Source organism: Ectopseudomonas composti (genome assembly GCF_001567565.1).
Classification (GTDB): Bacteria; Pseudomonadota; Gammaproteobacteria; order Pseudomonadales; family Pseudomonadaceae; genus Aquipseudomonas; species Aquipseudomonas composti_A.
This window is the reverse complement of the sequence record NZ_LSSW01000021.1, coordinates 267,641-279,353: the sequence shown is the minus strand read 5'-3', so window position 1 is coordinate 279,353 and position 11,713 is coordinate 267,641. Positions and strand designations below refer to the sequence as shown.

The window sequence follows — 11,713 nt, the reverse complement described above, 5'->3', positions numbered from 1 at the left end:
AACTGGATATAAATACAGCTCAGCTACATCCTGGGTGATGCCGATATGCCGTACCCTGCGGCCTGCGCCGAGTTTCGATATACTCCCCGGCTTTCCCTCGCAAGCCTCCACAGGTGATTTTTTCGTGAGCCAGAACAAGCCTGCCGTGCGCACCTTCCAGGACCTGATCCTGGCCCTGCAGAACTACTGGGCCGAGCAGGGCTGCGTAGTGCTGCAACCCTACGACATGGAAGTGGGCGCCGGCACCTTCCACACCGCCACCTTCCTGCGCGCCGTTGGCCCGGAGACCTGGAATGCCGCCTACGTGCAGCCTTCGCGTCGCCCGACCGATGGCCGCTACGGCGAGAACCCCAACCGCCTGCAGCACTATTACCAGTTCCAGGTGGTCTTGAAGCCCAACCCGGAGAACTTCCAGGAGCTGTACCTGGGCTCGCTGAAGGCCATCGGCCTCGACCCGGAAGTCCATGACATCCGCTTCGTCGAAGACAACTGGGAATCGCCGACCCTCGGCGCCTGGGGCCTGGGCTGGGAAATCTGGCTCAACGGCATGGAAGTCACCCAGTTCACCTACTTCCAGCAGGCCGGTGGCATCGAGTGCTACCCGGTCACCGGCGAGATCACCTACGGTCTGGAACGCCTGGCCATGTACCTGCAGGGCGTCGACTCGGTCTACGACCTGATCTGGACCGACGGCCCGTTCGGCACCGTGACCTACGGCGACGTGTTCCACCAGAACGAGGTGGAGCAGTCCACCTACAACTTCGAGCACGCCAACGTCGAGAAGCTGTTCGAGCTGTTCGATTTCTACGAGAGCGAGGCCAACCGCCTGATCGCCCTCGACCTGCCGCTGCCGACCTACGAAATGGTGCTCAAGGCCTCGCACACCTTCAACCTGCTCGATGCGCGCCGCGCCATCTCGGTGACCGCGCGCCAGCAGTACATCCTGCGTGTGCGCACGCTGGCCCGCGACGTGGCGCAGAGCTACCTCAAGGCGCGTGCCCGCCTCGGCTTCCCGATGGCCACGCCCGAGCTGCGTGATGAAGTGCTGAGCAAGCTCAAGGAGTCGGGTCTGCTGCAAGACGAAGGGCAAGGCAACAACGCGGAGGCGCAAGCATGAGTGCACAAGATTTCCTGGTCGAGCTGGGCACCGAAGAGCTGCCACCGAAAGCGCTGAAAACCCTCGGCGACGCCTTCCTCGCGGGGGTCGAGAAAGGCCTCAAGGCCGCCGGCCTGAACTATGCCAGCGCCCGCGCCTATGCCGCGCCGCGCCGTCTGGCGGTGCTGGTCGAGCAGCTCGAAGCGCAGCAGGCCGACCGCAGCATGAACCTCGACGGCCCGCCCATCCAGGCGGCCTTCGACGCCGACGGTAACCCGACCCAGGCCGCCCTGGGCTTCGCCCGCAAGTGCGGTGTGGACATCGCCGATATCGACCGCAGCGGGCCGAAACTGCGCTTCGCCCAGCACATCCCCGGCCAGCCGGCAGTGAACCTGCTGCCGACCATCGTCGCCGACTCGCTGAACGACCTGCCGATCCCCAAACGCATGCGCTGGGCCGCCCGTCGCGACGAATTCGTGCGCCCGACCCAATGGCTGGTGATGCTGTTCGGCGATGCCGTGGTCGATTGCAAGATCCTCACCCAGAAGGCCGGTCGCGTCTCCCGTGGCCATCGCTTCCACGCCAACCGTGACGTGCGTATCAGCAGCCCGACGAGCTACGCCGAAGACCTGCGCAGCGCCTATGTGCTGGCCGACTTCGCCGAGCGCCGCGAGATCATCAGCCGCCGCGTCGACGAACTGGCCGCCGCTGAGCAGGGCACGGCCATCGTGCCGCCGGCGCTGCTGGACGAAGTGACCGCGCTGGTGGAGTGGCCGGTGCCGCTGGTCTGCTCCTTCGAGGAGCGCTTCCTCGAAGTACCGCAGGAAGCGCTGATCACCACCATGCAGGACAACCAGAAGTACTTCTGCCTGCTCGATGCGAGCGGCAAGCTGCTGCCGCGCTTCATCACCGTGGCCAACGTCGAGTCCAAGGACCCGGCGCAGATCGTCTCGGGTAACGAGAAAGTCGTGCGTCCGCGCCTGACCGACGCCGAATTCTTCTTCAAGCAGGACAAGAAGCAGAAGCTCGAAGGCTTCAACCAGCGCCTGGCCAACGTGGTGTTCCAGGCCCAGCTCGGTTCGGTGTTCGACAAGGCCCAGCGCGTCTCGGCGCTGGCCGGTTTCATCGCCCGCGAAGTCGGCGGCGATGCCCAGCGCGCGGCCCGTGCCGGTCTGCTGTGCAAGTGCGACCTGGCCACCGAGATGGTCGGCGAATTCCCCGAGATGCAGGGCATCGCCGGTTACTACTACGCGCTCAACGACGGTGAGCCGGAAGATGTCGCCCTGGCCCTGAACGAGCAGTACATGCCGCGCGGTGCCGGTGCCGAACTGCCGAGCACCCTGACCGGCGCTGCCGTGGCCGTGGCCGACAAGCTCGACACCCTGGTCGGCATCTTCGGTATCGGCATGCTGCCGACCGGCTCCAAGGACCCCTACGCCCTGCGTCGCGCCGCCCTCGGCGTGCTGCGCATCCTGATCGAGAAGGGCCTGGATCTGGATCTGGCCGCTGCGGTCGACTTCGCCGTCGCCCAGTACGCCGGCAAGGTCAAGACCGACGGTCTGGCTGCCCAGGTGCTGGAGTTCATCTTCGACCGCCTGCGTGCGCGCTACGAGGACGAAGGCGTCGAAGTGGCGGTTTATCAGGCCGTGCGCGCGGTCAACCCGACCTCGCCGCTGGACTTCGACCAGCGCGTGCAGGCCGTAAAGGCCTTCCGCACGCTGCCGCAGGCCGAAGCCCTGGCTGCCGCCAACAAGCGTGTGTCGAACCTGCTGAGCAAGGCCGAAGGTGGCGTCGCCGCTCAGGTCGAGGCGCACTACTTCGACAATCCCAGCGAGTTCGCCCTGCACGCCGCCATCCAGCAGGCCGACCACGCCGTGCAGCCGCTGGCAGCCGCGCGTCAGTACAACGAGGCGCTGGCCAAGCTGGCCAGTCTGCGTGAGCCGGTCGACGCCTTCTTTGTGGCGGTGATGGTCAACACAGAGGACGCGCGCGTGCGCGCCAACCGTTACGCCCTGCTGGCCCGCCTGCGCGGGCTGTTCCTCGGCGTGGCGGACATCTCGGTACTGGGCTGACGTCCCCCTGAAGGAGCGGGCACGGCTCGCTCCTTCGGCAGAATGTGAATTGGCTGCATGAAACTACTGATCCTCGACCGCGACGGCGTCATCAACCAAGACTCCGACGCCTATATCAAGACGCTCGACGAATGGCTGCCGATTGCTTCGTCGATCGCAGCCATCGCGCGCCTGTCGAAAGCCGGCTGGACGGTGGCCGTGGCCACCAATCAGTCCGGCATCGCCCGGGGTTATTACGACCTGGCGACCCTGGAGTCGATGCATGCGCGTCTGCGCGAGCTGGTGGCCGAGCAGGGCGGTGAAGTCGGCCTGATCGTGCACTGCCCGCATGGTCCGGACGACGGCTGCGACTGCCGCAAACCGAAACCGGGCATGCTCAAACAGATCGCTGCGCACTACGCCACGGATCTGCCAGGAACCTGGTTCGTTGGCGATACCAGTGGTGACCTGCAGGCAGCGCTGGCCGTCGATTGTCAGCCCGTGCTGGTGAAAACCGGCAAGGGCGAACGCACCCTGGCCAAGCCTCTGCCGCCAGGAACCCTGGTATTCGATGATCTGGCGGCCGTCGCCGATCAACTGCTCTCATAAGGTGCGAAGTACATGGCGATCCTGCAGGCCCTCAGAATCACGCTTTTCTACCTGCTGCTGTCGTCCAGCTCGTTCTTCTGGTGCCTGATCAGCCTGGTGGTCGCGCCCTTGCTGCCGTTCCGCCAGCGCTACCGTTTCGTCGTCCAGGCCTGGTGCAACTGCGGGGTGTGGCTGGCCAAGGTGATCGTCGGCATCCGCTATGAAGTGCGCGGTATGGAGAACATCCCTGAGCGCCCCTGCGTGATCCTCGCCAATCACCAGAGCACCTGGGAAACCTTCTTCCTCTGCGGTTTCTTCGAGCCACTGTCGCAGGTGGTCAAGCGCGAGCTGCTGCGCGTGCCGTTCTTCGGCTGGGGCATGGCCCTGCTCAAGCCCATCGCCATCGACCGCAGCAACCCCAAGGCAGCGCTCAAGCAACTGGCCAAGCAGGGCGATGAGCGCCTCAAGCAGGGCGCCTGGGTGCTGGTTTTCCCCGAGGGCACGCGAATTCCGCCCGGCCAGATCGGCAAATTCTCCCGCGGCGGCGCGGCGCTCGCGGTCAACGCCGGCTTGCCGGTGCTGCCCATCGCCCACAACGCCGGCGAGTTCTGGCCCAAGGCCGGCTGGTCGAAGCGCTCGGGAACGGTTCAGGTGATCATCGGCGCACCGATGTACGCCGAAGGCGAAGGCCCGCGTGCCATCGCCGAACTCAACGAACGTGCCTTTCAGTGGGTGTGCCAGCAGCAGACCGAGCTACGCGGTGAAGAACCGCAGCTGAGCCGCCTCGCGGAAACCGCCTGATCTGTGGATAAGCTGTGCGTCAAATATAACCAAAGGGCCACTAGCGCTTGTATCTGACTGATTTTGCTGGCCAATTCGCCGCGCTAGGAAAATCACCGTCCAGGGTATAAGTTGTGCCTCAGAGGTAGGGCTGGCGCACAAGCCATTGCTGCGCCAGCGCTGAATCTGCGTCTACCTCGATGGGTTCACAGTCTCGCCCGCGGCAATGACCGAAGATGGGACAAGAAAAGGACTTCGCTACCATGCCATCGATCTACCAGCTCAAACCGGCCTTCCAGAACCTGCTGCGCCCTAGCGTCGAGCGTCTTTATGCGCGCGGCGTCACCGCCAATCAGGTGACCCTGGCCGCGGCCCTGGTCTCCGTACTGCTCGGTGCCCTGCTCGCAGGCTTCAGTCACATCACCTGGCTGTTCGCCCTGATCCCCGTGTGGATGCTGCTGCGCATGGCTCTGAATGCCGTCGACGGCATGCTCGCCCGTGAGTTCGGCCAGCAGTCTAAGCTCGGCGCCTACCTCAACGAACTCTGCGACGTCATCGCCGACAGCGCCCTGTATCTGCCCTTCGCATTGCTGGCGGGCGTCTCACCGCTGTTAGTGGTGATCGTCGTGCTGCTGGCGGTGATCAGCGAATACGCCGGCGTGCTTGGCCCCATGGTTGGCGCGTCACGCCGCTACGACGGGCCAATGGGCAAGAGCGACCGCGCCTTCTGCTTTGGCGTGCTCGGTGCCGGCGTCGCCAGCGGCCTGCTGCCCGCCCTGTGGATCAACCTGCTGCTGGCCCTGATCCTCGCCCTGCTGCTCTATACGCTCTATAACCGCGTTCGCCAGGGATTGGCCGAAACGGCCTGAGCCCTTCCCCGGAATAAGGAGATTCCATGCGCCCCGTACAGTTTCAGACCTTCAGCACCCATGACGGCGTCGAGCTGAGCTATCGCCATTGGCCAGCGACTGCGCCTGGCGACGGCCCACGTCAGGCCGTGCTGCTGTTCCACCGCGGCCACGAACATGGCGGGCGCATGGCCCACCTGGTGGACGAGCTGGACCTGCCGCACTGCGACTTCTTCGCCTGGGACGCCCGCGGCCATGGCCTCTCGCCCGGCGCCCGTGGCGACAGCCCGAGCTTCGCCACCAGCGTGCGCGACGTACAGACCTTCATCGAGCACATCGGCAGCCAGCACGGCATCGTCGAAGAGAACCTGGCCGTGGTGGCGCAAAGCGTCGGCGCGGTAATCATCGCCACCTGGGCCCATGACTACGCACCCAAGGTGCGCTGCCTGGTGCTCGCCTCGCCGGCATTCAAGGTCAAGCTCTACGTACCCTTCGCCCGCCCTGGTTTGAAGCTGCTGCACGCCTGGCGCGGCAACTTCTTCGTCAACAGTTACGTGAAAGCCGGCTTGCTTAGCCACGACCCGCAGCGTATTGCCTCCTTCGAGAACGACGCGCTGATCGCCCGGCCCATCTCGGTGACCATGCTGCTGGGCCTGTATGAAGCCGCAGACCGCATCGTCGCCGACGCTCAGGCGATCCAGGTGCCGACGCAACTGCTGATCTCCGGCGCCGACTTCGTCGTCCATCGCAAACCGCAGGAAGACTTCTTCGAGCGCCTCGGCAGCCTGCGCAAGGAAAAGCACCTGTTACCGGGCTTCTTCCACGACACCCTCGGCGAACGCGACCGTGGCCATGCCCTGAGCCGCGCGCGACGCTTCATCCTGCGCAACTTCGAGGAGCCCGTGACGCGCCCCTCGCTGCTCGACGCCGACCGCCTGGGCGCCACCTGCGCCGAAGCTGAGGAGCTGGCCGCGCCGCTGCCGAAAAACTCGCTGCGCGATCTCTACTGGCGCGCCACTCGCGCCGGCATGCGCCTGGGCAGCACCCTGTCGGCCGGGGTCAAGCTGGGCTTCGACACCGGCTTCGATTCCGGCAGCACCCTCGATTACGTCTACCGCAACCAGCCGACCGGCAAAGGTCCACTGGGCCGACTGATCGACCAGAACTACCTGGATTCCATCGGCTGGCGTGGCATCCGCCAGCGCAAGCTGCATGCCGAGGAGCTGTTGCGCCTGGCCATGAGCAAGCTGCGCGAAGCAGGCGAAGCCGTACGCATCGTCGATATCGCCGCCGGCCACGGCCGCTACATCCTCGAAGCGCTGGAAGATCAGGAACAACGCCCGGACGCGATCCTGCTGCGCGACTACAGCGACATCAACGTGCGCGACGGCAATGCCCTAATCCAACACAAGGGCCTGGGCGACATCGCCCGCTTCGTCAAAGGCGATGCCTTCGACCGTGACGACCTCGCCGCACTCGAGCCAAAACCGACCCTGGCGGTGGTCTCCGGCCTGTACGAACTGTTCGGCAGCAACCAGATGGTCGGCGACTCGCTGGCCGGCCTGGCGGCAGCGGTCGAGGAGGGCGGTTATCTGGTCTACACCGGCCAGCCCTGGCACCCGCAGCTGGAGCTGATCGCCCGCGCCCTGACCAGCCACCGCGACGGCCAGGCCTGGGTCATGCGCCGGCGCAGCCAGGCCGAGATGGATCAACTGGTGGCAGCCGCTGGTTTCCGCAAGGTGGCGCAGCGCATCGACCAGTGGGGCATCTTCAGCGTATCCCTGGCACAACGGGTGAAGTGATGGACTCCACGCGCGAACCCGGATTATGGAAGCGCGGCGTCCTCTGGCTATTGCTGCTCGGCCCGCTGTTCTTCGCCAGCTACGGCTTCGCCAACTGGTTCAGCGGGCAGCGTGATGACGTTGGCAGCCTGGTCTTTGCCTGGGAATCGCAGATACCACTCTGGCCCTGGACCATCGTGCCCTATTGGTCGATCGACCTGCTCTATGGATTGTCTTTCCTGCTGCCGGCCTGCCGCCGCGAGATGGATCGCCACGCCCTGCGCCTGCTTGCCGCGCAAGTGATCTGCATCCTCTGCTTCCTGCTCTGGCCGCTGCGTTTCACCTTCGAGCGCCCGGCGCTGGACGGCACCTTCGGCCTGATGTTCGACGTGCTGATGGGCTTCGACAAGCCCTTCAACCAGGCGCCTTCGCTGCATATCACGCTGCTGGTGATCATCTGGGCGATGTTCGCCAATCACACCCGTGGATTGCTCTGGCGTGGCCTGCTGCACCTGTGGATGGTGCTGATCGGCGTTTCCGTGCTGACCACCTGGCAGCACCATTTCATCGACCTGCCCACAGGGGCGCTGGCCGGCTTCCTTTGCCTGTGGCTGCTGCCACTGCAGGGCGATACGCCGCTGCGGCAGATGCACCTGAGCCGCGATCCACGCCGTTGGCGCCTGGCGCTGCGTTACAGCCTTGGCGCCTTCGCATGCACGGCGCTGGCAGTCAACCTGGGCGGCGCCTGGCTGTGGCTGTTCTGGCCGGCCGTTGCCCTGGCTATGGTCGCGCTCAACTACCTGCTATTCGGCGCTGGCGGCTTTCAGAAGCAAGCCAATGGCCGCCTCAGCCCAGCCGCTACGGTATTGCTCGCACCCTATTTGCTCGGCGCCTGGATCAACTCGCGGCTGTGGACCTATAGTCAGCCAGTGCCCAGCCAGGTGGTGGAGGGCATCTACCTGGGTCGGCTCCCTGCGTCGAAGGATCTCGAGGGCTTTACCGCCCTGGTCGACCTCTGCGCCGAACTGCCGCTGCAACGTAAACCCGCGCACTACTGCAGCCTGCCGTCGCTGGATCTGGTGGCACCGGACATGCTGACCTGCCAACGCGCCGCAGCAGCCATCGAACGCCTGCGTCATCACGGGCCGTTGCTGGTGTGCTGCGCCCTCGGCTATTCGCGCAGTGCCACTGCCGTGGCGGCCTGGTTGCTGCATAGCGGTCGCTGCAAGGATGTGAATGCTGCCGTCGAGCTGATCCGCCAGGCACGGCCTCAGGTCGTACTCGGCCCACAACATCTGGCCGCGCTGCAAAGCCTGATCGATGCCAACGTCCCGCTGGAGGTCGCACATGCAGGCTGACCTGTTGCTGGTCGCGGTACTGCTGCGCCGTGGGCGCAGCCTCGATCATTGCTCCGCCGCGCTGAGCCTGGTCGCCGTACTCTTCGGCCTGGCGCCCTGGCTGGGTGCACCCGCTAGTCCGGCGTTAGCGCTGATCTGCGGCGCACTGCTGATCACCGGCCTGGCCGAGAAATACTGGGCGCTGCGCGTCGCCCTGGATGCCGAACTGTTCCAGCGCCTGGCCGAGGCCGGCGAAAAGCTCGACGACCAGACTCATGCGCTGGATCAGGCCCTGCAGAATCTGGGGCTGCAAAATGCGCAGCAGGGCAGCCGCACATGGCACGTCCGCTGTCACGGAGCACTGCGCCTGCTGCGTAAACAGGCCCTGTGCCTGCTGCTACAGATCGTCATCGTCATACTCGGGATATTCATCGCTCTCGCTTAAGGAGTCGCCATGCTCGCTGCATTGACCGCTTTCGCCATCACCTCGGCAGCCCGCCTGCTGACGGGCGCGCGCGCCCTCTGGCTGGGCAGCACCGCTCAACCCACTCAACGTCTGTATTACGCCAACCACAGCAGCCACGGCGATTTCGTCCTGCTCTGGGCGTCACTGCCGCCGGAGCTGCGCAAGCGCACCCGCCCGGTAGCCGGCGCCGACTACTGGCAGAAGCCGGGCGTGCGCAGCTTCCTGATCAATAACGTGTTCAACGGCGTGCTGGTCGACCGCGAGCGCAAGGAAGGCGCCAACCCGCTGCAGGCGATGTTAGATGCACTGGATGGCGGCGACTCGCTGATCATCTTCCCCGAGGGCACCCGCAACCTCGGCGACGAACAGCTGTTGCCGTTCAAGAGCGGCCTCTATCACTTGGCCCAGGCGCGCCCGGAGGTGGAGCTGGTGCCTGTGTGGATCGCCAACCTTAACCGGGTCATGCCCAAGGGCAGGGCGCTGCCGCTGCCCCTGCTGTGCACCTTGAGCTTTGGTGCTGCACTGGAGCCCATCGAAGGCGAGGCGAAGGACGCCTTTCTGCAACGCGCACGTAACGCCCTGCTGGCACTGGCACCCGAGGAGGCCTGAGATGGATCACAACACCCTGCTGCTGTTCGCCGGTATCGGTGCCCTGCTGTTGCTCGCCAGCCTGATCGGCTTTGTACTCAAGTGGCGCAGTGGCGACCGCCCCAACCCTGTGGTCGACAACCTCAACGCCCGGATCAACGCCTGGTGGGTGATGGTGCTGGTCATCGGCATCGCCTTCCTGTTCGGCAACATCGGCGTCGTCGTACTGTTCTACTTCGTCTCCTTCTATGCCCTGCGCGAGTTCATGACGCTGACGCCAACCCGGCGCAGTGACTATCCGGCGCTGGTCGCAGCCTTCTACTTCGCCCTGCCGATGCAGTACCTGCTGATCGCCTTCGGCTGGTACGGCCTGTTCGCCATCTTCATTCCGGTCTATCTGTTCCTGCTGCTGCCGATCCTCGCCTCGCTGGGCGGCGACACCACGCGCTACCTGGAACGCGCAGCCAAGGTGCAGTGGGGCCTGATGATCGCGGTGTACTGCATCTCCTCGGTACCAGCCTTGCTGACCCTGGACATCCCCGGCTATGAAGGGCGCAACCTGCTGCTGATCGCCTGGCTGATCATCGTCGTGCAGCTCTCCGACGTGCTGCAGTACGTCTGCGGCAAGCTGGCCGGCAAGCACAAGATCGCCCCCAACCTGTCTCCCTCGAAGACTGTGGAAGGCTTCGTCGGTGGCGTGGCCCTGGCCACGCTGATCGGCGCCTCGCTGTGCTGGATCACCCCGTTCGCCTTCTGGCAGGCGGCGCTGTTCGCGCTGCTGGTGTGCATCCTCGGCTTCGCTGGCGGCCTGGTGATGTCGGCGATCAAGCGTGATCGCGGGGTGAAGGACTGGGGCCATATGATCGAAGGTCATGGCGGCATGCTCGACCGCCTCGACTCCGTATGCTTCGCCGCGCCCGTGTTCTTTCATATGGTGCGTTACTGGTGGGCCTGACTCCGCAGCAACATCGGGGCAGCGGATTGCACTAGAGTTAGGAAAACCTGCCAGGCAGAGGGATAGCCATGGTCGCTCATACGCAGACGCTGTTTGGCGCCGTGGCCCTCGTTGCGGTGATCATGGGCAGTTGCCTGATCCTGGTCGGGCAACTGCGTCATCGCGATGGCATGCTCACCACCGGCCTGGGCATGTTTTCCCACGCGTTGGCCTACATCGGCTTCACCCTGTTCGGGCTGGCCTCGATGTGGCTGACCTACGTGCTGGCCAACACCTTGCTGTCTACCGCACTGGCGCTCTACACGGTCAGCCTGCCGCTGATCCACGGCCGTCGCCCGCCCTGGCGGCTGGCCTTCGCGTTCCCGCTGGCACTGGGCGTGCTGCTCAGCCTGCTGATTGACACCGAGGAGCCCCGCCAACTGGTGGCCTGCGTGCTGCTGTTCAGCCAATGCCTGGTGATCCTGCACCTGAGCCGCATCCATGCCGTGCTCGGCGGGCGTGCCCATCGCATCCTGATGATCGGTGCAGGCATCAGCCTGTTCGGCCTGGGCATTCGCGTGGTGGTCATCCTCAGCGGCGCGCCGGCGGAGATGCACTACGACGTCAGCAACCTCAAGCAGACGGTATCGGTCGCCCTCGGTGCAGCCACCATCATCATGTTCTCCTTTGGCCTGGTGCTGCTGTCGCGCGAGCGCATCGAATCCGAGCTGCGGCAGACCGCCCGGCGCGACACGCTTACCCAGATGCCCAATCGCCTGGCGATACTCGAACAGCTCAGCAACGAGCTGGAACGCGCCCGCCGCCAACACACACCGCTGTCCATCGCCATGCTCGATCTGGATCACTTCAAGCAGATCAACGACAGCCACGGCCATCTGATCGGCGATGACGTGCTCAGGCACTGCGCGGACCATCTGCAGCAGCGTCTGCGGCGTAACGACAGCATCGGCCGCTATGGTGGCGAGGAGTTTCTGCTGGTCCTGCCCGGCACCGATGCCAACGGCGCACTGGAGTTGGTCGATCAGTTGCGCCAGTCGCTGACCCAGCAGCCGGCGCAGATCGACGGCAAGAGCATCGCCTTGAGCTTCAGCGCCGGTATTTACGGCAGCACCAGCCCAGCCGGCGAGGACATCACCGGGATGCTGCTCAAGGCCGACGCCGCCCTCTATCGTGCCAAGCACGCCGGACGTAATACGCAGGTACTGGCCACGGTGGACTGACGT

11 protein-coding genes are annotated in these 11,713 nt (G+C 65.1%); all 11 read left to right on the top strand.

Going from position 1 to position 11,713, the window contains the following annotated elements; genetic code table 11:
• Window positions 1-124: 124 nt before the first annotated feature.
• The gene (glyQ, locus tag PCLY_RS08520; RefSeq protein WP_061238855.1) at window positions 125-1,117 is read left to right on the top strand and encodes a glycine--tRNA ligase subunit alpha; all 993 of its coding nucleotides are present in this window, start codon (window positions 125-127) and stop codon (window positions 1,115-1,117) included.
• Window positions 1,114-3,168, top strand: a complete 2,055-nt coding sequence (gene glyS, locus PCLY_RS08515; protein ID WP_061238854.1) for a glycine--tRNA ligase subunit beta — start codon at window positions 1,114-1,116, stop codon at window positions 3,166-3,168. The genes glyQ and glyS overlap by 4 nt, the downstream gene beginning before the upstream one ends.
• A gap of 57 nt (window positions 3,169-3,225) precedes the next feature.
• Window positions 3,226-3,756 (top strand): D-glycero-beta-D-manno-heptose 1,7-bisphosphate 7-phosphatase, encoded by a 531-nt coding sequence (gmhB, locus tag PCLY_RS08510; protein WP_061238853.1) that lies wholly within the window; start codon window positions 3,226-3,228, stop codon window positions 3,754-3,756.
• A 12-nt stretch (window positions 3,757-3,768) separates the two neighbouring features.
• Window positions 3,769-4,536, top strand: a complete 768-nt coding sequence (locus tag PCLY_RS08505; RefSeq protein WP_061238852.1) for a lysophospholipid acyltransferase family protein — start codon at window positions 3,769-3,771, stop codon at window positions 4,534-4,536.
• 242 nt (window positions 4,537-4,778) lie between these two features.
• A complete protein-coding gene (locus PCLY_RS08500) occupies window positions 4,779-5,384 on the top strand; it encodes a CDP-alcohol phosphatidyltransferase family protein (RefSeq protein WP_061238851.1) in 606 nt (201 codons plus the stop codon).
• A 26-nt stretch (window positions 5,385-5,410) separates the two neighbouring features.
• Entirely contained in the window at window positions 5,411-7,165 is a 1,755-nt protein-coding gene (locus PCLY_RS08495) for a bifunctional alpha/beta hydrolase/class I SAM-dependent methyltransferase (RefSeq protein ID WP_061238850.1), read from the top strand.
• Window positions 7,165-8,502, top strand: coding sequence for a phosphatase PAP2/dual specificity phosphatase family protein (locus PCLY_RS08490; RefSeq protein WP_061238849.1), 1,338 nt, complete (start codon window positions 7,165-7,167; stop codon window positions 8,500-8,502). The genes PCLY_RS08495 and PCLY_RS08490 overlap by 1 nt, the downstream gene beginning before the upstream one ends.
• Entirely contained in the window at window positions 8,492-8,926 is a 435-nt protein-coding gene (locus PCLY_RS08485) for a hypothetical protein (protein WP_061238848.1), read from the top strand. The genes PCLY_RS08490 and PCLY_RS08485 overlap by 11 nt, the downstream gene beginning before the upstream one ends.
• Window positions 8,927-8,935: 9 nt before the next feature.
• Window positions 8,936-9,556: a lysophospholipid acyltransferase family protein gene (locus PCLY_RS08480; RefSeq protein WP_061238847.1), complete on the top strand. Its 621-nt coding sequence runs from the start codon at window positions 8,936-8,938 to the stop codon at window positions 9,554-9,556.
• 1 nt (window position 9,557) lies between these two features.
• Entirely contained in the window at window positions 9,558-10,490 is a 933-nt protein-coding gene (locus PCLY_RS08475) for a phosphatidate cytidylyltransferase (RefSeq protein ID WP_061238846.1), read from the top strand.
• 68 nt (window positions 10,491-10,558) lie between these two features.
• Window positions 10,559-11,710 (top strand): GGDEF domain-containing protein, encoded by a 1,152-nt coding sequence (locus tag PCLY_RS08470; protein ID WP_061238845.1) that lies wholly within the window; start codon window positions 10,559-10,561, stop codon window positions 11,708-11,710.
• The last annotated feature ends 3 nt before the right edge of the window (window positions 11,711-11,713 follow it).